This window comes from Streptomyces sp. NPDC127100 (genome assembly GCF_042724095.1).
Taxonomy (GTDB): domain Bacteria; phylum Actinomycetota; class Actinomycetes; order Streptomycetales; family Streptomycetaceae; genus Streptomyces.
Genome location: NZ_JBHXFL010000020.1, coordinates 52,423 through 78,800, shown reverse-complemented (window position 1 = coordinate 78,800; position 26,378 = coordinate 52,423). Strand labels below are relative to the sequence as shown.

The 26,378-nt window shown below is 72.8% G+C and carries 20 protein-coding genes; 10 read left to right on the top strand and 10 right to left on the bottom strand.

What is annotated here, in order from left to right; translation table 11 throughout:
* The first annotated feature begins 27 nt into the window (after positions 1-27).
* On the top strand, positions 28-1,428 hold the full coding sequence (locus ACFWJB_RS19680) for an FAD-dependent oxidoreductase (RefSeq protein ID WP_386923678.1): 1,401 nt from the start codon (positions 28-30) through the stop codon (positions 1,426-1,428).
* A 5-nt stretch (positions 1,429-1,433) separates the two neighbouring features.
* On the opposite strand, the gene ACFWJB_RS19675 is transcribed toward ACFWJB_RS19680, so the two are convergent.
* Positions 1,434-1,790 (bottom strand): hypothetical protein, encoded by a 357-nt coding sequence (locus ACFWJB_RS19675; RefSeq protein ID WP_385463623.1) that lies wholly within the window; start codon positions 1,788-1,790, stop codon positions 1,434-1,436.
* Positions 1,791-1,923: 133 nt separating this feature from the next.
* On the opposite strand from ACFWJB_RS19675, the gene ACFWJB_RS19670 reads away from it, so the two are divergent.
* A complete protein-coding gene (locus ACFWJB_RS19670; RefSeq protein WP_385463620.1) occupies positions 1,924-2,742 on the top strand; it encodes a rhomboid family intramembrane serine protease in 819 nt (272 codons plus the stop codon).
* A 63-nt stretch (positions 2,743-2,805) separates the two neighbouring features.
* Positions 2,806-3,228 carry a hypothetical protein gene (locus ACFWJB_RS19665; RefSeq protein WP_385463617.1) on the top strand — a complete coding sequence of 141 codons (423 nt, stop codon included), beginning with the start codon at positions 2,806-2,808 and terminating at the stop codon, positions 3,226-3,228.
* A 108-nt stretch (positions 3,229-3,336) separates the two neighbouring features.
* On the opposite strand, the gene hemE is transcribed toward ACFWJB_RS19665, so the two are convergent.
* Positions 3,337-4,404, bottom strand: a complete 1,068-nt coding sequence (hemE, locus tag ACFWJB_RS19660; RefSeq protein WP_386923632.1) for a uroporphyrinogen decarboxylase — start codon at positions 4,402-4,404, stop codon at positions 3,337-3,339.
* 182 nt (positions 4,405-4,586) lie between these two features.
* Here hemE and ACFWJB_RS19655 point away from each other — a divergent pair, with 182 nt between their 5' ends.
* The 5 genes from ACFWJB_RS19655 to ACFWJB_RS19635 all read left to right on the top strand — a co-directional run bounded on the left by ACFWJB_RS19655 (position 4,587) and on the right by ACFWJB_RS19635 (position 11,279).
* Positions 4,587-5,264 (top strand): DUF3000 domain-containing protein, encoded by a 678-nt coding sequence (locus ACFWJB_RS19655; protein WP_385463611.1) that lies wholly within the window; start codon positions 4,587-4,589, stop codon positions 5,262-5,264.
* A gap of 332 nt (positions 5,265-5,596) precedes the next feature.
* On the top strand, positions 5,597-6,259 hold the full coding sequence (locus ACFWJB_RS19650) for a response regulator transcription factor (RefSeq protein ID WP_077797935.1): 663 nt from the start codon (positions 5,597-5,599) through the stop codon (positions 6,257-6,259).
* Between the two features lie 142 nt (positions 6,260-6,401).
* Positions 6,402-7,694: a ribonuclease D gene (locus tag ACFWJB_RS19645; protein WP_385463608.1), complete on the top strand. Its 1,293-nt coding sequence runs from the start codon at positions 6,402-6,404 to the stop codon at positions 7,692-7,694.
* A gap of 241 nt (positions 7,695-7,935) precedes the next feature.
* A complete protein-coding gene (locus ACFWJB_RS19640) occupies positions 7,936-9,153 on the top strand; it encodes a thiolase family protein (RefSeq protein WP_385463605.1) in 1,218 nt (405 codons plus the stop codon).
* A complete protein-coding gene (locus ACFWJB_RS19635) occupies positions 9,150-11,279 on the top strand; it encodes a 3-hydroxyacyl-CoA dehydrogenase NAD-binding domain-containing protein (RefSeq protein ID WP_385463602.1) in 2,130 nt (709 codons plus the stop codon). Before ACFWJB_RS19640 ends, ACFWJB_RS19635 begins: the two co-directional genes overlap by 4 nt.
* A gap of 99 nt (positions 11,280-11,378) precedes the next feature.
* Here ACFWJB_RS19635 and ACFWJB_RS19630 read toward each other — a convergent pair whose 3' ends face one another.
* The 5 genes from ACFWJB_RS19630 to ACFWJB_RS19610 are packed head-to-tail and all read right to left on the bottom strand — an operon-like array spanning position 11,379 to position 20,527.
* Positions 11,379-12,764 carry a GDSL-type esterase/lipase family protein gene (locus tag ACFWJB_RS19630; protein WP_386923628.1) on the bottom strand — a complete coding sequence of 462 codons (1,386 nt, stop codon included), beginning with the start codon at positions 12,762-12,764 and terminating at the stop codon, positions 11,379-11,381.
* 45 nt (positions 12,765-12,809) lie between these two features.
* Positions 12,810-14,813, bottom strand: a complete 2,004-nt coding sequence (locus ACFWJB_RS19625) for a PIG-L family deacetylase (protein WP_386923626.1) — start codon at positions 14,811-14,813, stop codon at positions 12,810-12,812.
* Between the two features lie 49 nt (positions 14,814-14,862).
* Positions 14,863-17,736, bottom strand: a complete 2,874-nt coding sequence (locus ACFWJB_RS19620; protein ID WP_386923624.1) for a stealth conserved region 3 domain-containing protein — start codon at positions 17,734-17,736, stop codon at positions 14,863-14,865.
* Positions 17,737-17,744: 8 nt separating this feature from the next.
* Positions 17,745-18,683: a hypothetical protein gene (locus ACFWJB_RS19615; RefSeq protein WP_386923622.1), complete on the bottom strand. Its 939-nt coding sequence runs from the start codon at positions 18,681-18,683 to the stop codon at positions 17,745-17,747.
* Positions 18,680-20,527, bottom strand: a complete 1,848-nt coding sequence (locus ACFWJB_RS19610; protein ID WP_386923676.1) for a stealth family protein — start codon at positions 20,525-20,527, stop codon at positions 18,680-18,682. Before ACFWJB_RS19610 ends, ACFWJB_RS19615 begins: the two co-directional genes overlap by 4 nt.
* Positions 20,528-20,874: 347 nt before the next feature.
* Here ACFWJB_RS19610 and ACFWJB_RS19605 point away from each other — a divergent pair, with 347 nt between their 5' ends.
* Positions 20,875-21,975: an LCP family protein gene (locus tag ACFWJB_RS19605; RefSeq protein ID WP_386923620.1), complete on the top strand. Its 1,101-nt coding sequence runs from the start codon at positions 20,875-20,877 to the stop codon at positions 21,973-21,975.
* Positions 21,976-21,999: 24 nt separating this feature from the next.
* Here ACFWJB_RS19605 and ACFWJB_RS19600 read toward each other — a convergent pair whose 3' ends face one another.
* Complete coding sequence (locus tag ACFWJB_RS19600) at positions 22,000-23,124, bottom strand: hypothetical protein (protein WP_386923618.1); 1,125 nt, start codon at positions 23,122-23,124, stop codon at positions 22,000-22,002.
* Positions 23,125-23,306: 182 nt separating this feature from the next.
* Positions 23,307-24,323 (bottom strand): hypothetical protein, encoded by a 1,017-nt coding sequence (locus tag ACFWJB_RS19595; RefSeq protein ID WP_385471272.1) that lies wholly within the window; start codon positions 24,321-24,323, stop codon positions 23,307-23,309.
* 68 nt (positions 24,324-24,391) lie between these two features.
* On the opposite strand from ACFWJB_RS19595, the gene ACFWJB_RS19590 reads away from it, so the two are divergent.
* Positions 24,392-24,763 (top strand): NTP pyrophosphohydrolase, encoded by a 372-nt coding sequence (locus ACFWJB_RS19590; RefSeq protein WP_386923616.1) that lies wholly within the window; start codon positions 24,392-24,394, stop codon positions 24,761-24,763.
* An 84-nt stretch (positions 24,764-24,847) separates the two neighbouring features.
* On the opposite strand, the gene ACFWJB_RS19585 is transcribed toward ACFWJB_RS19590, so the two are convergent.
* Positions 24,848-26,359, bottom strand: coding sequence for an amino acid permease (locus tag ACFWJB_RS19585; RefSeq protein ID WP_385470657.1), 1,512 nt, complete (start codon positions 26,357-26,359; stop codon positions 24,848-24,850).
* Positions 26,360-26,378: the final 19 nt, after the last annotated feature.

Genomic DNA, 26,378 nt, shown 5'->3' with positions numbered 1-26,378 from the left:
GCGCCCGCGTAGCGTGTTCGCATGAGCATGAGCAGTGCGAGCGGTGGGCGGCGGGCGCGGGAGCGGCTGGTCGTGATCGGCGGGGACGCCGCGGGGATGTCCGCGGCGTCCCAGGCGCGCCGGTTGAAGGGCCCGGACGAGCTGGAGATCGTGGCGTTCGAACGCGGCCACTTCAGCTCGTACTCGGCGTGCGGCATCCCGTACTGGGTCGGCGGGGACGTCCCCGAACGGGACCGTCTCATCGCCCGTACGCCCGAGGAGCACCGGTCGCGCGACATCGACCTCCGGATGCGCACCGAGGTGACGGAGATCGACGTGGACGGCGGGCGGGTGCGCGCGCGTGACGTCGATTCGGGCACGGAGACCTGGACGCCGTACGACAAGCTCGTGATCGCGACCGGCGCCCGTCCGATCCGGCCCGACATGCCGGGGGCCGACGCGCCCAGCGTGCACGGGGTGCAGACCCTGGACGACGGCCAGGCGCTGCTGGACACGCTCGGCGGCACCCGGGGACGGCACGCGGTGGTCGTCGGGGCCGGGTACATCGGCGTGGAGATGGCCGAGGCGCTCATCAACCGCGGCTACGAGGTGACGGTCCTCAACCGCGGCCGGGAGCCGATGTCCACGCTCGACCCGGACATGGGCCGGATGGTGCACGAGGCCATGACGGGCCTCGGCATCACCATGGTGAACGACGCCGAGGTCACCAAGCTGCTGACGGGGGACGACGGCCGGGTCCGCGCGGTGGCCACCGAGGACGCCGAGTACCCGGCGGACGTGGTGGTGCTCGGCATCGGCGTGCGCCCCGAGACCGCGCTCGCCGCCCGGGCCGGTCTGCCGCTCGGCGCCCACGGCGGGCTGCTGACCGACCTGGCGATGCGCGTGCGCGGGCAGGGGAACATCTGGGCGGGCGGCGACTGCGTGGAGGTCCTCGACCTGGTCTCCGGGCAGGAGCGGCACATTCCGCTCGGCACGCACGCCAACAAGCACGGGCAGGTCATCGGCACCAACGCGGGCGGCGGTTACGCCACCTTCCCCGGCGTGGTCGGCACGGCGGTCAGCAAGGTCTGCGACCTGGAGATCGCGCGGACGGGACTGCGCGAGAAGGACGCGCTGCGGGTGGGGCTGCGGTTCGTGTCGGCCACCGTGGAGTCCACCAGCCGCGCCGGGTACTACCCGGGCGCCTCCCCCATGACGGTGAAGATGCTCGCCGAGCGGCGCACCGGCCGGCTGCTGGGTGTGCAGATCGTCGGCCGTGAGGGCGCGGGCAAGCGGGTCGACATCGCCGCGGTGGCCCTCACGGCCGGGATGACGGTGGAACGGATGACCGCCCTGGACCTGGGGTACGCGCCGCCGTTCTCCCCGGTGTGGGACCCCGTGCTGGTGGCGGCCCGCAAGACGGCGAGGGCGGTGGAGCAGCACCGCTGAGGCGGCTACGCGGTGCCGGTGATCCGGTCGATGGCCTGCCGCGCCTGCTCGGCCGGTGGCCGCGGGGGCAGCGACGACACGGACGCCGGGGCGGTCACGGCGGCCGGGGCCGTGGCCGGCGCGCCGACCGCGGGCGGCTGCTCACCGGCCGGCCTGGCGTGCGCGGCGGCGCGGGTGGAGCGCAGCCGGTGGCTCACCGCCTCGTCCAGTGTCACGGGCCGTTGCCTCTGCGCGGCCAGCCGCCCGGCCTCCTGGCCCAGCCGGGCGACGTCCTCCCAGGGCAGGCGGAGCACGAGGGCGACCTCGGCCTCGCCGTCGGGCAGGGCGTGCATCGCCGGAACCGGTGTGACCCGTTCGTCCATCGCCTGATCCTCACGTCGTCCCCGCGCCCGCCTTTCCCGGGCCGCGGGCGGTTGGGAGGAGATACGCGCGCACGGACGGGGGCGTTCAGGGTGCGCGCCGATTCACCGTCCGCCGGGCGGGCAGTAGTGTCCCGTGGTCATTCCCGTCCATGACGTGAACCCGGCGCGCCGCACGCCCTGGGTGACGTACGCCCTCATCGTCGCGAACGTGCTCGTCTTCCTGTTCACCCCCGGCATGACCGGGTCCGTGACGGGCGGGGGCGGTCTCGCGCAGATGTGCCACCTCCAGGCCTTCCTGGACCACTACGCGGCGGTTCCCCAGGAACTGCTGCACCACCGGCTGCCCCGGCTGGTGCCGACCGGCGAGACCGGGGTGGGCCCGCGGGGGCCGGGGTGCGTGATCGGCCCGCCGTCCTACGACAAGTCGCCGGAGCTGAGCGTCCTGACGGCGATGTTCCTGCACGGCGGCTGGCTGCACCTGCTGGGCAACATGCTCTTCCTGTGGATCTTCGGCAACAACGTCGAGGACCGCATGGGCCACGTGCGCTACCTGCTGTTCTACGGCGTCTGCGGCTACGCGGCGACCTACGGCTTCGCCCTCCTCGACGCGGACTCCCGCGCCCCGCTGATCGGCGCCTCGGGCGCGATCGCCGGGGTGCTCGGCGCCTACCTGGTGCTGTATCCGAGGGCCCGCGTCTGGGTCCTCGTGCCGTTCCTCATCTTCCTGCCGCTGCGCCTGCCGGCCTGGATCGTGCTGGGCTTCTGGTTCGGCCTCCAGGCGGTGTACTCGTCCGGCGGCGCCGTCTCCGACGCGGGCACGGTGGCGTACGCGGCCCATGTCGTCGGCTTCCTGGCGGGCATGCTGCTCGCCTGGCCGCTGCGGCCCGGCACCCCTCCCCCGCCGGAGCCGCGCGGCCTGCTGTTCGGCAGACGGGCCCGGCCGGGCTGGTAGCGGGCCCGGTGGGCGACGGGTGGGTATGCTCCGGGGCGGACGGGGCGACCACTTGGGGGACGGATGACGGCGGGGGACGGTCCGGTGCTGGACGAGGGCCGGATCAAGCATCTCGAGCTGATCCAGATGGTCGTGGCCCGGATGGGCAACAACTCGTTCCTGATCAAGGGCTGGTCGCTGACGGTCACGGGCGCGCTGCTCGCGTTCGCCGTCCGCGCCGACGACCGGGCCGTCGGGGCGGTCAGCCTGGCGCCGGTCCTGGCGTTCTGGCTCCTCGACGGCTACTTCATGTACCGGGAGCGCCTGTACCGGCGCCTGTACGACCGGGTGCGGCGTCCGGAGGTGACGGTGGAGCCGTTCGCGATGGACGTGGAGCCGGGCCGGGAACGCGCCGGAGTGGCGAAGGCGGCGTTCTCGCCCACCCCGGTCTGCTTCTACGGGGGTCTCTTCCTCGCCCAGGTCTTCGCCCTGCTGTTCGCCGCCTGACCCACGGGCGCCGGGCGCGCGGAACGCTTCTCGTCACCGGAAAGCGCGCGGCGCCCGCCGCCGGCCCCTCCGGGCCGGGACGCGCGCCGCGCGGTTGGTGCACAGGGGTCAGCGGGCGGTGCGGGTGTGGACGTACTCCACGAGCCGGGTCAGCGCGTCCGGCTCGGTGGACGGCAGGACGCCGTGACCGAGGTTGAAGACGTGGCCCTCCAGGCCCGCCGCCGCGTCCAGGACCTCCTGGGTCTTCTCCTCGACCGCCTGCGTCGAGGAGAAGAGGACGGCGGGGTCCAGGTTCCCCTGGAGCGCCTTGCCGGGGCCGACGCGGCGGGCGGCCTCGTCCAGCGGGACGCGCCAGTCGACGCCGACGACGTCCGCACCGGCCTCGCCCATGTCGCCGAGGAGCTCGCCGGTGCCCACGCCGAAGTGGATGCGCGGCACGCCGTACCCGGCGACGGCGTCGAAGACCTTGCGGGAGGCGGGCTGCACGAAGCGGCGGTAGTCCGCGGGGGCGAGGGCGCCGACCCAGGAGTCGAAGAGCTGGACGGCGCTCGCGCCCGCCTCGATCTGCACCTTGAGGAAGGCGGCCGTGATGTCGGCGAGCCGGTCCAGCAGGTCGGCCCACAGCTGCGGGTCGCCGTACATGAGCGCCTTGGTGTGCTCGTGGTTGCGGGACGGGCCGCCCTCCACGAGGTAACTCGCGAGGGTGAACGGGGCGCCCGCGAAGCCGATCAGCGGGGTGGCGCCGAGCTCGCGGGTGAGCAGGCCGTACGCCTCGGTGACGTAGGAGACGTCCTCGGGGGTCAGGTCGCGCAGCCGGGCCAGGTCCTCGCGGGTGCGGACCGGCTTCTCGACGACCGGGCCGACGCCCGGCTTGATGTCGAGGTCGATGCCGATGGCCTTGAGCGGGACCACGATGTCGCTGAAGTAGATCGCCGCGTCCACGCCGTGCCGGCGCACCGGCTGGAGGGTGATCTCGGCGACCAGTTCCGGCCGCATGCAGGACTCGAGCATCGGGATGCCCTCGCGCACCTTGCGGTACTCCGGGAGTGAGCGTCCGGCCTGCCGCATGAACCACACCGGCGTGTGCGGCACCGGCTCACGCCGGCACGCCCTGAGGAAGGCGGAGTCGTACGTGGCGGTCGGCTGCTTGCCCGCGGGGCTCTGGTTGGCACTCACAGCGGCAAGTCTCGCACGTCCCCCGGGCGGTGCCCGCCCTCGGGTGCGGGCACCGGACCGGGGCGCGCGGGCCCGGACAACGGCCCCGGCGCGCCCTCGCCGTACCACGTGATCCGGACATCGCGCCCGCACGCGGGTGTCCCTCCCTGCGCCGGGGCGCCGTTCCGCTTAATCTTCCCCGCATGGCTGCGGCTCAGGGACGACTGTCGGACGACGCTGGCGGAATGGACGAACCGAAGGGCACCAAGGAGGGCGGGCGGCAACCGGGGAGCGCGGCGCCACCGCCCTTCACGGCCGCCGTCGACGCGCTCCAGACCGCGCGGCTGCGGCCCCAGATCGAGGTGGAGGCGACGCGTGCGCCGCAGCGCCTCGCGCCGTTCGCGTACGCGCTGGAGGCCGCGGTCGTCGACGGCGACGAGGATCTGGCCGACGGGCGCCTGGTGCTGCTGCACGATCCGGCCGGCCACGACGCCTGGCAGGGCACCTTCCGGCTGGTCACGCTGGTGCGCGCCGAGCTGGAGGCGGAGATGGCCGCGGACCCGCTGCTGCCGGACGTGTGCTGGTCCTGGCTCACGGGTGCCCTCCAGGCCCGCGGCCTGGCCTACGGAGAGCCCAGCGGCACCGTCACCCGGGCGAGCTCGCACTACTTCGGCGGGCTGTCGGCACGCCCGTCCGCCTCGCAGATCGAGATCCGGGCGTCCTGGACGCCCCGCGAGGGCCCGGGCGGGGCGCCGGACACCGCCTCCCACCTCGCCTCGTGGTGCGATCTGCTGGCCCAGGTCGCGGGTCTGCCGCCGGCCGGTCCGGGCGACGCCTCGGTCGTCACGCTGCCCCAGCGCCGCGGGCCGCAGTCCCGCTAGCCGTCCGGCCCCCCTTCACCCGGTCACCCGGCACCCCTGCACCCGGTCACCCCTTCGCCCCGCACGGCCGATCGCGTCGTGGACGCATGCCGAAGCCTCGGTCACTTTGTCGATACGGCCACTTTCGGCCGCGTATCGACAGAGATTGAAACCGTCCGGTCTTCGAATGATCGACCGCGTGTCCGAATTGCTCGGATTGTTACTCACCAGATCGTGATCATTCCCTAAAGGCGGACGGGTTCGGTGCCGAAGACGACTGTGACCTTGAAAGCACGGTTCGTCCCGGCTTCGTCCCCCAGGAGCCGGTCCCGTCCCGCACCCCAGGAGGCCTGGTGTCCGTTCTCCTCGAGCAGCCCGCAAGCCTGGTCGCCTACCGCCCGAACAAGCCGACCGCCATGGTGGTCGTGGCCGACCCGCGCGTCCGTTCCACCGTCACCCGCCATCTGTGGGCCCTCGGTGTGCGCGACGTCATCGAGGCCTCGTCCGTCGCGGAGGCTCGTCCCCGCATCGGCAACCCACGCGACATCTGCGTCGCAGACGTCCATCTCCCCGACGGCTCCGGCCTGACCCTGCTGTCCGAGACCCGCGCGGCCGGCTGGCCCAACGGGCTCGCCCTGTCCGCCGCCGACGACATCGGCGCCGTCCGCAACGCCCTCGCCGGCGGTGTCAAGGGCTACGTCGTCACCGGCACCCGCACCAACATCGGGCTCCCCACCCGGCCCGGTGCCGCTCCCATCGGCGGCGCCGCCGCCCGTCTGCACCGCCGCCCCCCGGGCGCCCCGAGCCACCCGGGCGGCTACCGCGAGCTCTCCGGCCGCGAGGTCGAGGTGCTGCGACTGGTCGCGGAGGGCCAGTCGAACAAGGCGATCGGCGTCTCCATGGGCCTGTCCGCCCTGACCGTCAAGAGCCACCTGGCCCGCATCGCCCGCAAGCTCGGCACGGGCGACCGCGCCGGGATGGTGGCGGTGGCCCTGCGGACCGGCATCATCCACTGACCGCCCCGAACCCCGTCAGCTCCCCCCGCCGCTCCCCCATGAGCCCGATCTTTCACTGACCTGTCTCGTTTACGACCCCCCGCAGCCCGCCGACGGAACGTTCCGTCGGCGGGTTCGGCGCATACACCGATACCCTTGACCGGTGACCGACGCCCACGAAACCGCAGCAGACCATTCACTGCGAACCACCGGAGGCGCCCCTCCGGACGACGCCGGATCTTCTGCGAGTCAGGCGCCGATCCCGTTGCTAGAACCACGCGAGGGCGTACCGCCGGTGATCGCCGACGCCGACGCCCTCGCCGAGGTGACCGCCGCCTTCGCCGCCGGCAGCGGCCCCGTCGCCGTCGACGCCGAGCGCGCTTCCGGCTACCGCTACGGCCAGCGCGCCTACCTGGTGCAGCTGCGCCGCCAGGGCGCGGGCACCGCGCTCATCGACCCCGTGGCCTGCCCCGACCTGTCGGAGCTGGGCGCCGCGGTCTCCGACGCCGAGTGGGTGCTGCACGCGGCCACCCAGGACCTGCCCTGCCTGCGGGAGATAGGGATGGTCCCCACCCGGCTGTTCGACACGGAGCTGGCCGGCCGGCTCGCCGGTTTCCCCCGGGTCGGCCTCGGCGCGATGGTCGAGAACGTGCTGGGCTTCGTCCTGGAGAAGGGCCACTCGGCCGTCGACTGGTCGACGCGTCCGCTGCCCGAGCCGTGGCTGCGCTACGCCGCCCTCGACGTCGAGCTCCTCGTGGACCTGCGCGACGCGCTGGAGAAGGAGCTGGACCGGCAGGGCAAGCTGGAGTGGGCCCGGCAGGAGTTCGACGCGATCGCCTCGGCGCCGCCGGCCGAGCCCCGCAAGGACCCGTGGCGCCGCACCTCCGGCATGCACAAGGTGCGCCGGCGCCGGCAGCTCGCCGTGGTCCGGGAGCTCTGGCAGACCCGGGACCGGATCGCCCAGCGCCGGGACGTCTCCCCCGGCAAGGTGCTCGGGGACGCGGCCATCGTGGAGGCCGCGCTCGCGCTGCCGGCCAACGCCCACGCGCTCGGGGCGCTCGGCGGCTTCGGCCGGGTGAACCGCCGGCAGCTGGAGCAGTGGCAGGCGGCGGTCGACCGCGCCAAGGCCCTCACCGAGTCGCAGCTGCCGCAGCCGGGCCAGGCGGTGACCGGTCCCCCGCCGCCGCGCGCCTGGGCCGACAAGGACCCGGCCGCCGCCGCCCGGCTGACCGCGGCGCGGGCCGGGGTGACGGCGCTGGCCGAGGAACTGAACATGCCGCAGGAGAACCTGATCACCCCGGACACCGTGCGCCGGGTCTGCTGGGAGCCGCCGAAGCCGGCCGACCCGGACTCCGTGGCCGCGGCCCTCACCGGACACGGCGCCCGGCCGTGGCAGGTGGAACAGGTGACACCGGTCCTGGTGAAGGCCCTGAACCAGGAGGCGGAACCGGCCTGACGCGCGTGCGGCCCCTTCGACGCGCGGGGAGCGGGCACCCCGCGCCCCGGCCGCCGGAACGGCGGGGCCGCGGGTGCCGGCACCGCCGAAGGGGTGATCTCACGCCGGCAGCGGGTGTGACCTTCGCCGCTTGGGCCGGGGGGACTGGGCAGCTACGTTACTCATAAGTAGCATGGGCCTGAGCGGACGCTCAGCGGCCGCAGCAGTGCAGTGCCATCCCGCACCCTGGAGGAGAGCCATCGTGCCTCGTACCGTCAGGGACGTCGTCTTCGTCGACGGCGTCCGCACCCCGTTCGGCAAGGCGGGCCCGAAGGGCATCTACCACGAGACCCGCGCCGACGACCTGGTCGTGAAGGCGATCCGGGAGCTGCTGCGCCGCAACCCCGGTCTCGACCCCAAGAAGATCGACGAGGTCGCCGTCGCCGCGACCACGCAGATCGGTGACCAGGGTCTGACCATCGGCCGCACCGCCGGCATCCTGGCGGGCCTGCCCACCTCGGTCCCGGGCTACTCGATCGACCGCATGTGCGCGGGCGCCCTGACCGCCGTCACCACGGTGGCCGGCTCGGTCGCCTTCGGCGCCTACGACGTCGCCATCGCGGGCGGTGTCGAGCACATGGGCCGCCACCCGATGGGCGAGGGCGTGGACCCGAACCCGCGGTTCGTCAGCGAGAAGCTGGTCGACGAGTCCGCCCTGTTCATGGGCATGACCGCCGAGAACCTGCACGACCGCTACCCGAGCATCACCAAGCAGCGCGCCGACGAGTACGCCGTGCGCTCCCAGGAGAAGGCCGCCAAGGCGTACGCCAACGGCCAGATCCAGGCGGACCTGGTGCCGATCTCGGTGCGCCGCACCAGCCCCGAGGCCGGGGAGACCGGCTGGGGCCTGGTCACGGCCGACGAGCCGATGCGCCCGGGCACCACCCTGGAGAACCTGGCGGGTCTGAAGACGCCGTTCCGCGTCCACGGCCGGGTCACCGCGGGCAACGCGGCCGGTCTGAACGACGGCGCCACCGCCTCCCTCATCGCGAGCGAGGACTTCGCCCGCGAGAACGACCTGCCGGTCAAGATGCGCCTCGTCTCGTACGCCTTCGCGGGCGTCGAGCCGGAGGTCATGGGCTACGGCCCGATCCCGGCCACGGAGAAGGCCCTCGCGCAGGCGGGTCTGTCCATCTCCGACATCGGCCTGTTCGAGATCAACGAGGCCTTCGCCGTCCAGGTCCTCGCGTTCCTTGAGCACTACGGCATCGCCGACGACGACGCGCGCGTCAACCAGTACGGCGGCGCCATCGCCTTCGGCCACCCGCTCGCCTCCTCCGGCGTCCGCCTGATGACGCAGCTGGCCCGCCAGTTCGAGGAGCAGCCGCACGTCCGCTACGGCCTGACCACCATGTGCGTGGGCTTCGGCATGGGCGCGACGGTCATCTGGGAGAACCCGCACTTCGAGGGGGACAAGTGAGCACCACCGCAGAGCTGCTGAAGGGTGCGGCCGAGCTGTTCCCCGGCGAGGTCGTCACGAGCGCGCACGTACGCCACTTCGACCTGCCCCTGGGCGCCGGGCGCTTCGCCCTGATCACCCTGGACAACGGTCACGACCACACCAAGCCGACCACCCTCGGCCCGCAGTCGCTGGCGAACATCGACGCCGCGATCGACCAGGTCGAGAAGGAGGCCGCGGACGGCGACATCGTCGGCGTCGGCGTCACCGGCAAGCCGTTCATCTTCGCCGTCGGCGCCGACCTCAAGGGCGTCGAACTGCTGAAGCGGCACGAGGACGCGCTGGCCATCGGCAAGGGCGGCCACGACGTCTTCAAGCGGCTGTCGAAGCTGGCCGTGCCGACCTTCGCGTACTACAACGGCGCGGCCATGGGCGGCGGCGTGGAGATCGGCCTGCACTGCGCGTACCGCACGGTGTCGGCGGCGCTCCCGGCGTTCTCGCTGCCCGAGGTCTTCCTCGGTCTGGTCCCCGGCTGGGGCGGCTGCACGCTGCTGCCGAACCTGATCGGCGCCGACAAGGCCGTCTCGGTGATCATCGAGAACAGCCTGAACCAGAACAAGCAGCTCAAGGGCAAGCAGGTCTACGAGCTCGGGATCGCGGACGCGCTCTTCGAGGGCGCCGACTTCCTGGAGCAGTCGCTGATCTGGACGGCGTCCGTCCTCAAGGGCGAGATCGTCGTCGAGCGTCCGGCGATCGACCGCGGCGAGGCCTGGGACCAGGCCGTCGCGCGCGGCCGGTTCATCGCCGACGGCAAGGTGCACGGCGCCGCCCCGGCCGCCTACCGCGCCCTGGACATCATCGCCGCCGCCAAGAACGGCGACCTCCAGCAGGGTTACGACGCCGAGGACCAGGCCCTGGCCGACCTCATCATGGGCGGCGAACTGCGGTCCGGCATCTACGCCTTCAACCTGGTGCAGAAGCGCGGCAAGCGCCCCGCGGGCGCCCCGGACAAGTCGCTGGCCCGACCGGTCACCAAGGTCGGCGTGGTCGGCGCCGGCCTGATGGCGTCGCAGCTCGCCCTGCTCTTCCTGCGCCGTCTCGAGGTCCCGGTCGTCCTCACGGACATCGACCAGGAGCGCGTCGACAAGGGTGTGGGCTACGTCCACGCCGAGATCGACAAGCTGCTCGGCAAGGGCCGCGTCAACCAGGACAAGGCCAACCGCCTCAAGGGCCTGGTGACCGGCGTCCTGGACAAGGCCGAGGGCTTCGCGGACGCGGACTTCATCATCGAGGCCGTGTTCGAGGAGATGGGCGTCAAGCAGAAGGTGTTCGCGGAGGTCGAGGCGGTCGCCCCGGCGCACGCCGTCCTCGCGACCAACACCTCGTCCCTGTCCGTGTCGGAGATGGCGTCGAAGCTGAAGAACCCGGAGCGGGTCGTCGGCTTCCACTTCTTCAACCCGGTCGCGATCCTGCCGCTGCTGGAGATCGTCCGCGGCGAGCGGACCGACGACGCCTCGCTGGCGACCGCCTTCGCGGTGGCCAAGAAGCTGAAGAAGACCGCGGTCCTCGTCAAGGACGCCCCGGCGTTCGTCGTGAACCGCATCCTGACCCGCTTCATGGGCGAGATCCAGAACGTCATCGACGAGGGCACGCCCGTCGAGGTCGCGGAGAAGGCGGTCGAGCCCCTCGGCCTGCCGATGTCCCCCCTCGTCCTCCTGGAGCTGGTCGGCCCGGCGATCGGCCTGCACGTCTCGGAGACCCTCAACCGGGTCTTCCCCGAGCGCTTCACGGTCTCCCCGAACCTGAAGGCGGTCGTCGAGGCGGGCAAGCGCGGCTTCTACGTCTACGACAGCGGCAAGCCGGAGCTCGACCCGGAGGTCGCCGCGCTGCTCAAGCAGGGCGACACGGTCCTGACGGAGGAGCAGGTCCGCGCCCGCGTCCTGGACGCGGTGGCGCAGGAGATCGGCCTGATGCTCGACGAGGGCGTCGTGGCCGAGGCCCAGGACATCGACCTCTGCCTGATCACCGGCGCCGGCTGGCCCTTCCACCTGGGCGGCATCACGCCGTACCTGGACCGTGAGGGCGTGTCCGAGCGGGTGAACGGCAAGCGGTTCCTGGAGACCGGCGTGGCCAGCGTGCCCGCGTAGTCTCCCCGCACGGACGAAGGGGCCCCCGCCGGAAGGCGGGGGCCCCTTCGGTGCTCCCGGGCGGGCGCGGGCGGCGCGTGCCCCCGCTGCCCGCGTCCGTCACCAGGCGGGCAGCGCCGGGTAGTGCTCACAGCCCGGACCGCAGGCCACCCGCGCCGACATCGACGTGTGGAGCCAGCTGTCCTCGGGGACGCCGTGGACCTTCAGCTCGAGACGGGCGGGCGCCGAGCGGATCGCGCTGAACACCGCCACGAACTCCACGGTGTAGGTCCCGGGCCGCCAGTCGTGGGCGTGCGTGACCCGCCAGGTGCCGTCCTCCTGAACCGGTGCCTCGGCGATCAGCCGTCCCTGTTCCAGCACCATGACCTTCTCGGTCCCGCGCCCCGCCGTGCCCGAGAACCGGGGGCGGGGACCGCTCCAGGCACCGGGCCGCGGGCCGACCACCTCCGGCGCGTCCAGCCGCTCCAGCACCTCGAAGTCGGCCTCCGTCGAGGAGGACACCGCGCTTCCGGCGAGGGCGACGGCGGTCACCTTGTGCCGTCCCGCGGGCCACTGCACCGCGCGCCGCCACTGCCAGGTGCCGTCCGCGGCCACCTGGGTGCCGCCGAGGTACTGGCCGTCCTCGAAGAACATGACGTACTGGGCACCCGCGGGGGCCGTACCCGTCAGCTTCCGTCCGGCGCCGACCGGCCGGCCGGGTTCCGGTGAGCGGACGACCGGGGCGGCGCTCACCTCGGGCCGGGCCGTGAGGGCGAGGTGCGGGTGCTGCACGGTGAACTCCGTCCGCACCTCGGGCATCGGGCCGGGCATCAGCTTCTGGACCTGCACCAGCCCCGGGGGCACGCCGGGAACGCCCGCGAGTCCGCTCGCCACCAGCCGGGCCGCCTCACGTGCCCCGGCGTGGTTGAAGTGGCTGGAGTCGATGATGCCCTGGGGGTGCCCGGGGTGCTCGCCCGGGTCGAGCCACCGGTAGAGGTTGCGGGCCCGGGTGGGTCCCAGTTCCGCCAGGAGCTGGGTGGTGGACGCCGTGAGGTCGATGACCGGGCAGTCCAGCTCCGCGGCGGCCTCCAGGGTCAGCTCCCGGTAGCCGTCGTGGGTGTCCACCGGGCGGCCGGAGGCGTCGAAGACGCAGCGGGCCGCCGGAGCCACCAGGACGGGGAGCGCGCCCTGCGCGCGGAGAGCCTCGACGTACAGCCGCAGGTACTCCTTGAACTCGCGTGGTCCGTGGTACCGGTTGAGCTGGTTGATTCGCTGCTCGACGTGACCGAAGGCGATGAGCACCACGTCCCCGGGGCCCACGAGGGTCAGCAGGGCCGCGAACCGCTCGGTGTAGTAGCCGCGCAGCGTCATCGCGTCGCGCGCGTAGTTGCGGACGTCGCTGCCGGCCCCCAGGAACTCCTCGAGGTACTGGCCCCAGCCGGCGAGCGGGGCCTCCTCCTCGGTACGGGATGCGGCAACCGAGTTACCGATGACGCAGATCTTCATGGCCTCTTCTTCTCGCCTCCGTTGTCGTCCGCCGCGGCCCGCGCGTCAGCACGCCTGCCACGGGCCGAAGCCGGCCCCCGGGCGCGCCTCCTCGAGCCTCGCCCAGTGCAGCCGGCCGTCGGCGCCGAGTGCCGTGACGACCGCCCGGCCGTGGGCGTCGGCGGCGATCGCCGGCGCTCCGACCGTCTGCACGGCGTGGTGCCGCCAGTCGGGCCGGCCGTCCTCGCGCCCGTCCGTGGCCAGCACCGTGACGGCGGGCCTGCTGTGCTCGTCCCGGCGGGCGAGGACCAGCACGTCGTGGTCGGCGGACCGCAGCCGCGCCGCGGCGACCGCGCCGGTGCCGCCGTCCTCGCTCAGCCGTGCCACCCGCTGCTCCCAGGTGCCGTTCGGGCGCTGCTGATGGCGCATGACCGCGCCGGTGTCCTCCTCCCGGTAGAACAGGGCCACGCGGTTGCGGCCGATCTGCACGGGGGTCAGCCCCGAGGCCGGGCGCCAGGTCTCCGGCACGCCGGTGACCAGCTGGTCCTCCAGCTTGAACGGGCCGTAGACCGCCTCCTGGCGCCAGCGCACGCCGCCGGTGCGGTTGGTGGCGTACATGTCGATGCGGCCCGTGGAGCGCAGGACGGTGGTCAGGGCGTCCTGCATCCAGCGCCCGCCGAAGGCCTCCCACGGGGCGAGCCCGTCCGTGGTCTCGCGGCGCGTGCTGACACCGACCGAGAAGTTCCGCACGAAGACGTGGAGGTGGCCCGCCGGATCGACGACCGCCGCGGGCACGCCGACCTCGCGGCAGCGGCGCCAGTCCCTCGTGGCCTCGTCCGGGTTGCCGAACGACTCCCAGGGGAGCACCGAGCCCGTGTGGGCCTGGCGCCACATGCGCACCACCTCCACATCGACCCGGCCCTCCTCGCCCGTGGTGCGGCGCAGGCCCACCAGGTGGACGCCGCCGGTGCGGTCGGGGGCGACGGCGAGGCACGGCAGGAGGCCGTTGCCGGGCAGCAGCAGGGGCCCTTCGAAGCGGCCGGCGCCCGCCTCCTCCTCGGTCCACACGGCGGCCTGGTCGCCGAGGACCGCGTAGGCGGCGAGCCGGCCGTCGGCCTGCAGGTGCAGCCACTGGGTGCCCTGCGGGTAGCGGCTGCGGGTGCTCCAGCCGTAGCGCCGGATGTCCGCTCCGTCGCCGAGCTGGAGGTCACCGCAGTAGCGGTGGGTGCACGGGTGGCCGTCGGCCCCCGCGTACACGTCGATGAGCTCCTTCTTCAGGGTGTAGGAGCGCTCGCTGAGGTTGTTCGGCCAGGTCTTGTTGCCGTAGCCGGTGAAGTGCTCGGTCAGCGGCGGGCGGCCGCCGGACCGCAGGTGGCGGCGGAGCGCCTCGAGCGCGAACTGGGCGGTGGCGGTGTGGTCGGCGTGGTCGCTGGACGTGATGCCGCGCGCCTCGTCGAACGACTCGTGCAGGGGGTCGGGGTCCATCGTCCACATCAGGGTGGGCTGCACGTAGCCGAGCAGCTGCACCAGCGCCGCGACGACCTCCTCCCGGCCCAGGAGCTGTGCCTGGCGCAGCGGCGACCCGGGGGCGACGAGCGTGGGCTGACGGGCGGCCCGTCCGTCCCACAGGCTGGTCAGCCGGACGGGCGGCTGGTCGGCGGGGTAGCCGTGCGCGGCGTCCACCATCCGCAGGCCGAGGAAGAAGAGCTGCACCTCCGGCGCCTCGGCCAGGTAGCACCGCTCCGCGGCCACGCCGGGGACCAGTTCCACGGCCTCCCGGACCCAGGACGCCTCCCGCTGCCCGAGCACCATGGTGGCGTAGGCGGCACGCAGCCCGTTCTGGCGGGCCTCCATGTAGCCCTCGAAGTCGACCGGACCGCGGTCCCGGAGCGGGTCACGGGTGTCGACGTTGCGCCCGTCCGCCTCGGCGGCGGTCAGGTAGACGCTGGTGACCCGGTGTCCGGCGGCGAGCAGCCGGCTCAGGTCGGGGTTGACGAAGTAGAGGTCGTCGTCCGGGTGCGCGAAGACCTGGAACAGCGACGTGGGGTGCGCTTCGGTGGGCTGGGTCATGATCGGTGGGCGCTCCGGGCGGGGACGGCGGACGAACGGGCGGTGACGGTCACAGGGGCCACCCGGGCAGGTGTCCGGCGTGGAACCGCTGGTTGCGGGGCGATCCGGCCTCGAACTGACTGGCCACCGGGAAGTACGAGGGCAGGAAGGCCGCCAGGATGGCGTCCTGTTCGTCCTCGCCGACGTCGCCGTCGTGGTAGTCGTTCAGGCAGAAGACGTCGTGCGGCCGGTTCAGCTGTAGCCGGGCCAGGCGCTGCTTGTGGTCGCTCAGGCCGACGTTGACGAAGCCGCAGTTGATGCTGCCGGGCGCGGACCGCTGCGTGTGGTAGCCGACGTAGTGGTGCAGCGACGAGGCGATCGCGAGGTCGGAGTGACTGCGGAAGCGGCTCGCCGCCGTGGCGGCGACGGCGTCGGTGAAGTACTCCTCGATGTCGGCCAGCACGCTGCGCCGCAGGGGGTGCGGCGCGTGCAGGAACGAGTGCGCGAGGACCTGGCCGAAGGTGTCGGCGACCAGCTCGCGGTTGTTCTTGGCCGCGCTCATGTTGAACTCGTCGTCGGCCGTGACCGGTCCCATGGGCACGGTCGTGGGCGACATGAAGTACTTGGCGACGCCGTTGCCGTGGAAGAACATGCCCGGCTGGAGCACGCGTCCGACGAACACGTCGTCGTTGAAGTACAGGAAGTGCTCGGCCAGGCCGTCGATGCGGTGCAGCTGGCTCTCGATGGCGTGCGAGTTGTACGTCGGCAGCACCGCGGGGTCGGCGAAGATCTCACGGTGGTCGACGACCCGGATCCGCGGGTGGCTCAGGTCGAGCCACTCGGGGACCTGCTGGTCGGTGACGAGGTGGATGGTGCGGATCCAGGGGGCGTGCATGTCGATGGAGCGCAGGGAGTACCGCAGTTCGTCCCGGTCGCGGAAGCGGGCGGCGCTGCTCGCGGCGTCCTCGGTCCGCATGCCGAGCGTCCGCATCACCGCGTTCTTGCGTTCCAGCCAGTCGACGTCCCCTCCGTCGACCCAGGTGTAGACGGCGTCGACGGGGAAGGTCACGTCCCCGTTGAGGGTGTGGGCGTACGGCTCGATGGTCGGGTACGTGCGCCCGCCCAGCACCGTGGTGCGCACCCGCATCGAGTTGACCGGCACCCGGTCGCCGACGAGGGTGCGGACCGGGGAGACCATCATGGCGGGATCGTCCGGGTCCTCCTCCCAGAAGTTGACCGTGCACCCGTAGACGCCGGCCAGCCGGAGCGTGCGGGCGGGGCTGACCGCGTTCTGGTAGACGCGCACGGCCGAGCACGTGGTCTGCGCGTGCCGCTCGGCGAAGGCGGCGAGGACGGTGGCCGTGGGGCTCTGGCGCTCGTTGAGCAGGGACACGTAGACGGCGCTGCCCCCGTGCACGGCGGACAGTGCCTTGAGCACGGCCTCCCGGTTGGAGGTGTGCACGGCCACCGCGTGCCGGACGTTGGTGTCCCGGGTGACGAAGTACGGGATCTGCGCGTGCGTCAGGGCGGCGGCGACCAGGCCCAGGTTGTGCTGGACGACGTCCCAGGGGGTCTCGCTCTCCAGCCGGCGGCACAGCTGCCCGCCGTCGCGCACCAGGCCCCGGTCCGACCGCAGGAGCCGCTCCTCCAGGGCGCGCTGCTCCTTGGTGTCGACGGTCGTGGCGGGGGCGGGGGCCGCCGGACGGAGCATGCCCTCCTGTCCGCTCATCAGGGCGTGGACCGCCTGCCGCTCCGCCTTGCGGGCCTCGCGGAGCCCGGAGGCCCGCTCGTCCGCCAGCTCGGCGAAGATCTTCTCCCACATGGCGGTGACGACGGGCGGAGCGAGCCTGGCGACGGACGCCGCGGCCTCCTGGCCCATGCGGTGGCGCAGCGGGGCGTTCTCGATGAGGTGGATCAGTGCCTGTGCGGCGGCGTCGGTGTCGTTGGCGGGCACGAGGATGCCGGTCTGCCCGTCCGAGACGACCTCGCGCGGGCCGTTGGGGCAGTCGTAGGAGACGACGGGCACGCCGGCCGCCTGGGCCTCGGTGAGGACCAGGGGAAAGGCCTCGTTGCGGGAGGTCATCAGGGCGATGCTGGCCTTGGCCCATTCCTCGGCGAGGTGCGGGGAGTTGCCGTTGAGCTGGACGCTGTCGTGCAGGCCGAGCACGTCGATCTGCCGCCGCAGGGCGCCGCTGAGCGGGCCGTCGCCGAAGACGCGCAGCGTCCAGGTGGGGTGCCGGCGGACGACCGTGTCCCAGATGGTGATGGCGTGGTCGATCTGCTTCTCGCCGACCAGGCGGCCGGCGATGACCACGCTGCGGGTCTCGAGGGTGGACCGCGGCCGGAAACCCCGGGGCAGCGCGTTCGGCACGACGTCGATGCGCGGCGCGCTCTCGCCGAGGGTCTCGGCGAACCAGTCGCGGGTGCGGTTGCTGAGCACCGCGAGTGCGTCCAGCCGGGAGGCGTAGCGCAGGAGCGGTTCGGCGCTGGGTCCGCGGAGCTCGGAGACCCGGTGCTCCTGGTGGAGGGTCATCACGCGGGGCGGGGCCAGCTGCACCGCCAGCGCCATGAGCGCCGGCGTCGTGGTGACGAGCAGGTCGGTGTCGGTGTTCTGGAGGTGGTACTCCAGTTCCAGGTCGGTGAGCCGGTTGAACGCCGCTTCCCACGAGGGGTCCACCAGCGCGCTGGGCCGGTCCGCCACCTGGGCCCAGGCCTCGGCGGTGAGCCCGGTCGCCCGGAGCGGTACGGGTGTGGCGCCCGTCCGGTCGATCAGGTAGTCGACGCGGATGCGCTCGTCGATGGGGAAGAACAGCTTCGGCTGGGTCTTCAGGATGCTCAGGACGCGGACGTCGTGGTTCGCGACGAGTTCGGCGGCCTGGTTGAAGACGGCCCGCTCGGTTCCTCCGACGGCGTCCGCGGTGAGCAGGAGAAAAGTGATCTTCATGGTTCCGGTTACGCGGCTTGCGCCATCGGGCTGCACTGGATGCGGAAGTTGCCCGCGGGCGTGTAGCGGGGCAGTACGAGCATGGGGTCACGGCCGGCGGGCGTGACGGCGGTCTCCCGCATGGCGAACACGCGCTTGGGGTTGCGCACGTCGTGGAGCCGCCGCCCGAGCCGCATCGAGCGCAGGTTGTCCGAGCACAGGACGACGTCCCACTGCTCGGGGCGGTCGCGGCGCGGCACCATGAGGTGGAGCGGGGCGGACACCTGCCACAGTCCGTCCTCCAGCTCGCCGACCTCCGCCTCCAGGCGGCGCCCGGAGGCGACGAACTCTGCCCGCGGCGCTTCGGGCTCGCTCCCGACGACCCGGAAGACGATCTCGACCCCGCTGTGGGACGTCCGGACGCGGACCACCTCGGCCGAGGGCGGGGAGGGGGTGAAGGTCACCCGGGCGCTTCCGGTGACGGTGCGGCCCAGCCGGTAGCGGGCGCCCGTCACCGTCGACGCGTCCATGGGCCGGGTCGGACCGCCGTAGGGCTTCGGCATGTCGAGGAGCAGCAGGGACAGGGCACGTCTGCGGAAACCTTTCTTCACCCGCAGCCGGAGCTTCCACCTGCCGGACCGCAGCGCGAGGCCGCCGACCTCCTGTCCGAGCAGCACGGCGGCGTCCATGACGACGGTGCCGTCGTGGTCGGTGTAGACCCGGGCGTCCGCGGTGTGGCGGCTGCCCCTGCGGCGCAGTTCGATGCGGGCGTTCTCGTCGGGCCGCACCCAGCGCGGCATGCCCGCGTGCAGGTTGACGGTCTGGCCGTCGAGCACCGCGGCGTAGCGGAGCACGGCCGCGCGGTCCTCGCGCCAGGGCAGGAAGACCCGGCGCAGGAGGACCGACCGGACGCGGGTGCCGGCTCGGCGCAGTCTCCTGCGGACGGCGCGAAGAGGTCGGCGCTTCATCGTGGGGCTCCGTCGATAGGGGCGTACTCGTGGGGGCCGGCGGCGTGCCCGCTGAGGGCGCGGCGGTCGGTGAGACGGGTGGGGCCGGTCACGCCCGGGGGCAGTTCGAACCGGCTGGGCACGGGGAAGTAGCGCTCGAGGAAGGAGCGCACCATGCGGTCCTGTGCCCCGGGGTCCGGGTGCGCCACCGTGTCGTTCAGGCAGAAGGTGTCGAAGTTACGGCGCGCCAGAAGGGTGTCCAGGCGCCGCTGGGCGAGCTCCCCGGCGAGGTCGATGTAGATGTAGCGCAGGCTGCCGGTGGTCGCGCGGCCGGTGTGGAAGCCGTAGTAGTGGTGCAGGGACGAGGCGATGGGGACGTCCTCGGGCGACCTGAAACGGGAGTGCTGGGTGCGGTGGTGCTCGTCCGCGTACACCAGCTCGATGTCCGCGAGGACGCTGCGGCGCAGCGGATGCGGGGTGTGCTTCATCTTCTGCGCGATACGGGTGCCGAAGGACCGCTCGATCAGTGCCCGGCTGTTCTTGCCCGCGGCGTTCACCGGCAGGTCGCCGGAGCCCGTCGGACCGCTGGGCACGAGCGCCTTGGACTGGAAGAACTTGGTCAGCCCGTTGGCGTGGAAGAAGTGGCCCGCGGTGAGCGGACGGCCGAAGAACACGTCGTCGTTGAGGTAGAGGAAGTGTTCGGACAGGCCGTCGATGTGGTGCAACTGGCTCTCGATGGCGTGCGAGTTGAAGGTCGGCAGGGCCGAGGGGTCCGAGAAGATGTCCCGGTGGTCGATCACCTTCAGGCCGGGGGCGTCGGTGTCGAGCCAGGCGGGGACCTGCCCGGCGGTGACCAGGTGGATGGTGCGCACCCAGGGCGCGTACTGGTGCAGGGAGCGCAGCGAGTAGCGCAGTTCGTCCCGGCTGGTGAAGCGGGCGTCGTTGGCGGCCTGGGAGTGCAGCCGCGGCGCGGGGACGCCGAGCCGGCCCGACCGGGCGGCGTCCCGCTCGGCCGCCCAGACGGGGTCGGAGTCGTCGACCCAGGTGTAGACGACGTCGATGGGGAAGAGGTGGTCCTCGGGCAGCGGCCGGGTGAACTCGGGCAGCGTGCGGGCTAGTCCGGTGGCGTAGGCCCCGGGGATGAGGCTGAACAGGGCCTGCGGTGCCTCGACCCGCTCCCCGGCGTCGACGAAGTCGGTGACGACACTGTTGGGCCGGGGCGCGGTCAGACGCCCTTCGTCCTCCCGCCAGAACTCGAGGTCGCAGCCGAAGCCGGCCCCGAAGACGAGCTCCTGGGTGAGGTCGGTGACGTACCAGGCGACGCGCAGCACGTCGTGCCGGCGCAGCCGGCTCCAGCTGCGCTCCTCGTCGCCGGGCTGCATGGCCCCGTCGTCGCCGACGGGCCCGGCGTATCCGGGCGCCGCCGCGAACACGGCCCGCAGCACCGCCTCCGCCTCACGGCGCGCGGTGGCCGGCACGGCGACGGCGGGCACGTCGCGTCCGGTGCCCCGGACGCAGAAGTGGTCGATGCCGCCGGATTCGAGCGCGGTGACGAGCAGGTGGAGGTTGCGGGCACGAGCCGCCCAGGCGGTGGCGCCCTCGACGACCTGGGCGCGCATGTGCCGGTTGCCGGCCCTGACGACACGGACGTCGTCGCCGCCGTGGCGCGGCAGGTTGCGGCGCCCGCCCATGGCCCAGACGACCGCGGCGGAGCGGACGGCGTCGACGGTGGTCAGCGACTGCTTGACGGCGGAGCGCAGCGGGGTGGGGACCTTGCGGGCGATGCCCCGCCGGGCGGTCGTCGGCACGATCGCCCGGTACGCGGACACGAGGGATCCAGACTCCGGATTGCCGGAACCGACCACGAGGCACTCACCGTCCATGCCGCTACCGGTCCCGCGCCGACGTCACGCGGAGGCGGCGCTGCCCCCCGGTCGTCGAGCGAAGACAGACCGTCTGCTGCTCATCTTTCGATCTGTTCGACTCAAGCCCCACCCGTCTGCACTCGAACATGCGCACGGGTTGAGCGAGTCACAGAACTTTCACATATGAGGAGCCTAAAAGTCCAGACGTGAACTATTGCTTGACGCCAGGGTCCGCGTGAACAATCACACGGCCACCCGGTACAACCTTTTCGGCCACCCGGAAATCGCCTCCGCCGCCGCGGGGAGGGTGCCGCAATGCCTGGTCGGCCTGCATATAGTGCTCCGTCATGAGTGATCCCGCTCCCGACCCCAGCACCCGCGTCGGCCGCCGAAGAGCCTCCCGCAGCGCGGGCCGACAGCGCACCCGCCGTTCGCGGATATTCCGTGCAGTCCTCGTCACCTTCGTGGTGCTACTGCTCGCCGCGGGCGGCACGGCCTACTGGCTGTACAGCAGCCTGGACGGAAACATCGAGGGCGTCGACATCGACAAGGCGATCGGCACCGACCGGCCGCAGAAGCTCCCCACGTCCGGGCAGAACGTACTGATCCTGGGCTCGGACTCACGGGCCGGGGCCAACGCCGGGCTGAAGACCGGCAATGTCGCCGGCGCCCGCTCCGACACCGCCCTGGTGATGCACATACCCGAGGGCCGCACCAGGGCCGTCGCCGTCAGCATCCCCCGCGACACCCTGGTCACCCGGCCCGCGTGCACCCGGTCCGACGGCGGCGAGGTCGCCCCGGCGCAGCGGGTGATGTTCAACTCCATCTACTCGCAGGCCGGTCCGGCGTGCGTGGTCAAGACGGTGGAGCAGATGTCCGGCGTGCGCATGGACCACTACGTGGAGATCGACTTCGCCGGCTTCAAGGGCCTGGTGGACGCGATCGGCGGGGTGACCGTCACCGTGGACCAGGACATCCAGGACTCCTCCAGCGGCCTCGAACTGACCGCCGGCACCCACCGGCTCGACGGCACCCAGTCCCTGCAGTTCGTCCGCACCCGGCACGGCGTCGGCGACGGCAGCGACCTCGGGCGCATCGGGCTCCAGCAGCAGTTCATGATCGCTCTGCTGTCCGAGATCAAGAAGCAGGACCTGCTGGGCAGCCCCACGAAGACCTACACGATCGCCGACGAGCTCACCTCCGCCCTCACCACCGACTCCGAACTCGCCTCCCTCACCAAGCTCGCGGACTTCGGCCGCAGCCTCAACGGCGTCGACCCGGGCACCATGGAGACGATCATGCTCCCGGTGGCGTACGACAGGACCGACCCCAACCGGGTGGTGGCCGCCGAACCGCAGGCGTCGACGCTGTGGAAGGCGATCCGCGGCGACTCGGAGATTCCCGAGTCCGCCAAGAAGTCACCGGCCACGGGCGGCACGCGGAACTGACGCGGGCAGCGCCCCGGCGCCGCGTCAGACGGTCACGGAGGGCGCCATCGACAGGCCCGGCTCGCCGGTCTGGCGGGAGACGCGCAGCGAACCGTCCCGGCCGAGCACCGCGAGCACGACGCGACCGAGCGCGTCGAGGGCCAGCGCCGGGGCGGCCCCGCTGTGCTCGCCGGTGGGCGACCACCACACGCCCGACTGCTCGTTCTCCGTGCCGAAGCCGGCCAGCACGACCTCTCCCCCGGCGTCGCGGTGCGCCAGCACCGTGCAGTCGTACCCGTCGAGCGCCGCACGCACCGCCGTGACGGGCTCGGCGGCGGCCGGGTCCCCGCCGAGCGGGATCAGCCACCCTCCGGGGCGGTGCGCGACCACGCCGCCCGCCTCCGGGTCGGTCCAGTAGTACGTGGCGCGGTCCGGCGCCGTCTCCAGCACCGAGACGCTCCCGGGCGCCACCCGCACGGGTATGTTCAGCTCCCGCCTGAACTCGCCGTCGGGTTCGTCCTGACGCCACCGCATGGCGTTGCTCTCACCGCCGGCCAGCACCTCGACGCGTCCGGAGCCGAGGGCGAGGACGGCGAGACCGTCGTGCACCCCACTGCCCTTCAGGTCGTGCCACCGCTCCCACTTCCCGCCCGGGGCCTCCCGGCGCAGCATCACCCCGCCGCCCGCGTTGCGCACGAGGACGTGCACCCGGCCGGAGGCGCTGACGGCGGCGGCGGGCGCACCCAGACGGGCCGCCTTCTCCGGCTCGCCGTGCGGATTGCCCAGCGACCGCCACTCGGTGACCGGGCGTCCGGTCTGGTACTGGATGGCGTGGACGACGTCGGTGGCGGGCGGGCCGTCCGGCCGGCGGATCTCGCGCCGGCCGACCAGGTGCACGTACGTGTCGGCGCCCTGGGTCACCGACAGGTGCGTCAGGTGCGGCACGGGGAAGAAGTCCGGGCCCGTCCACTCCGGTCCGCCCGGCCTCGCCTCGGTCCAGCGCAGCAGTCCGTCGTCGGTGCGCGCGTAGGCGGTCAGCCGGCCGTCCTTGCCGAGGACGAGCCGGCGGCCGTCCACCGCGCGCGGGGTGCCCTGCCGTTCGGCCGGCGGGTGTTCCCTTCCGGGGACTTCTCTGCCCCGGGCGGTGCCGCGCCCGGATCGGGTCCGCATGACGAGACCTGCCCCTTCCGTGACTCCCGGCGCGGCCTGTCCGCCTCTCCCGAACTTGTGTACGGGACACCGAGCCGGCTCATCATAGATGGCCGTGCGGTGGACGCAGCGTGGAGACGGTGCGGTGACCGGTCCCCGCGCGGGGTCCCGGCTCGCGCCGCGGCCTGGCGGGCTACGCCGCGTCAGACCGTCTGCCACGCCGTGAGCGCCAGCCCCGGCTCGTCCTTGCGTCGGGAGAGCAGGAGCTGCCCCGTCGACGGGGTGAGGACCGCCGCCACCACCCGGTCGTCGGTGTCCAGGGCGAGGGAGACCTCGGCGTCGGGGGCCAGCCGGGGACCGGACTCGGTCCACCAGGCGCCCGCCGACTCCTGCTCGGCGGGGTACGCCGCGAAGGCGACCCGGCCGGAGGACGAACACTGCGCGAGCAGCGTGCAGTCGTGCCCGTCGAGCTCGCAGCGCACGGCCGCGACCGGACCCGGCCCCGCCGCGGACAGCAGGGGTACGGGCTCGGAGCCGGGACGCCAGGCGCAGAGGGTGCCGGACGCGTCGGTGAAGAACAGCGTGGTGTTGTCGTCGGAGGTGGCCAGGGCGCGCAGGGTGCCCGGACGGGCCGTGGCCTCCACCGCGTCCACCAGCTGGAACTCGGTGCCGGGCGTCTCCTGGCGCCAGTGCAGGATGGTTCCCGCGCCGGCCGCGTACGCCTCGATGCGTCCGGCCCTGCCCGCCACCGCTACGGGCGCGTCCTGGAGTTCGGCGCCCTTGAGGTCGCGCCACGGACCCCAGCCGCCCTTCTGCTTCTGGGCCCGCATGCCGAGCCCGCCGGCGCCGTTGCGCACGAAGATGTGCGCGCGGCCCTGGGCGTCGACCGCGACGGCGGGCCGCCCGGTGCGGTCCCCCTTGCCGTTCGGGTGGCCGACGGGTTCCCAGTCCAGGGCGGCCAGCAGGGGCCGGAAGTGGGTGGAGTGCACCAGACCGGACTCGCCGGGCGTCGTGGGACGCCAGGCGACCAGGTGTGCGTAGGAGTCGGCACCCTGGCCGACCGCCAGACCCGGATGCAGCCGCTGGTCGCCGCCCATCCTGCGCGGGGCGTCCCAGGTACCGCCGGGTGCCTGCTCCGCCCGGCACAGGACAGCGTCCTGGGAGACCAGGTAGACGCTGAGTCGGCCGTCCCGGCCGCGTATGAGCCACTCGCCGTTCACCTGATCATTTTATGACGCCGTCCGCCGGACCGCTCCGGCCGGGTGGGTTTGCGTGCGAACCTGTCCCCATGAGCGACAGCGGACCCCTTCTCGTGATCGTCGACGGCGCGAACGTCGTGGGGTCCGTGCCCGACGGATGGTGGCGGGACCGGCGCGGGGCCGCGGAGCGGTTGCGCGACCGGCTGGCGGCGGACGGGGTGCCCGGCCGTCCGGGTCCGGTGGAGATCGTTCTCGTGGTCGAGGGCGCGGCCCGCGGCGTGGAGTCCGTGCCGGGCGTGCGGGTGGAGTCGGCGACGGGCAGCGGGGACGACCACATGGTCGAGCTGGTCGCGCGGGCGGGTGACCGCCCCGTCCTGCTGGTGACGGCGGACCGTGAGCTGCGCCGCCGGGCGACGGAGCTGGGCGCGGAGGTGGCGGGCCCCCGGACGGTCAGGCCGTAGCCGGCGGGCGGGCCACTGAGCGCACCGGCCCCGTACGCCCCGGGGATCGGGGCGTACGGGGCCGGGTGACGCGAGCGGTCGTGGTCACGGGGTGTCGCCGCCGGGCGGCGCGGCCGGGACGGTCTCGCCGCGGGCCATGCGGCTGTGGGTGCGGCCGTAGAGGAAGTAGACGACGAGGCCGATCGCCATCCAGATGCCGAACCGGACCCAGGTCTCGGCAGGCAGGTTCAGCATCAGCCACAGCGAGGCGGCCACCGACACGATCGGCAGCAGCGGGACCAGCGGGGTGCGGAAGGCGCGCGGCAGGTCGGGACGGGTGCGGCGCAGGATGATCACGCTGATCGCGACGACGACGAAGGCGAACAGGGTGCCGATGTTCACCAGCTCGGCGAGCTCGCTCAGGCTGGTGAAGCCCGCGACGATCGCGATGATGACGCCGAGCAGGATGGTCGGCCGGTACGGGGTCCGGAACCTCGGGTGCACCACGGAGAAGAAGCGCGGCAGCAGTCCGTCGCGGCTCATCGCGAAGAAGACCCGGGTCTGGCCGAGCAGCAGGATCATGCACACCGTGGTCAGGCCGACGGCGGCGCCGAAGCTGATCACGCCGGAGTAGAAGGGGTGCCCGGTGGCCTTGAAGGCGTCGGCGAGCGGGGCGTCGACGGACAGCTTCGAGTAGTGCTGCATGCCGGTGACGACGATCGAGACGGCGACGTACAGGGCGGTGCAGATGAACAGGGAGCCGAGGATGCCGCGGGGCATGTCGCGCTGCGGGTTCCTGGTCTCCTCGGCGGCCGTGGCGACGATGTCGAAACCGATGAAGGCGAAGAAGACGACCGACGCGGCGGTGAAGATGCCCATCACGCCGAAGTTGGACGGCGCCCACCCGAACATCAGCTGGATCAGCGGGGAGTGCAGGCCCCCGCCCGCCTCCACCGGCTGCTCGTCGGGGATGAACGGGTCGTAGTTGGAGCCGTTGATGAAGAAGGCGCCCGCGATGATCACGATGAGGACGACGGTCACCTTGATGGCGACGACGAGCGTGGTGATCCGGGCCGACAGCTTCATGCCCAGGACGAGGATGCCGGTGAGCACCAGCACCAGGGCGGCGGCGAGGATGTCGAAGCCGAATCCGTCGGCGCCCTCCCGGCCGCCGAGGGCCTCGGGGAACTGCCAGCCGGCGTTCTCCATGAACGAACGGATGTAGCCGGACCAGCCGACGGCGACCACCGCGGTCCCCAGTGCGAACTCCAGGACCAGGTCCCAGCCGATGATCCAGGCGGGCAGTTCACCGAGCGAGGCGTAGGAGAAGGTGTACGCGGAGCCCGCCACCGGGACCGTGGAGGCGAACTCGGCGTAGCACAGCGCGGCGAGCGCGCACACGACCCCGGCGACGACGAAGGCGAGGGCGACGGCGGGCCCGGCGTTGTTCTTCGCGACCGTGCCGGTCAGTACGAAGATGCCGGTGCCGATGATGACACCGACGCCGAAGACCGTCAGATCCAGTGCGGACAACGACTTCTTGAGCGCGTGCTCCGGTTCCTCCGTGTCCCGGATGGACTGCTCGATCTGCTTGGTCCTGAAAAGACTGCTGCTCACGGGTACCTCCGACGCTTGT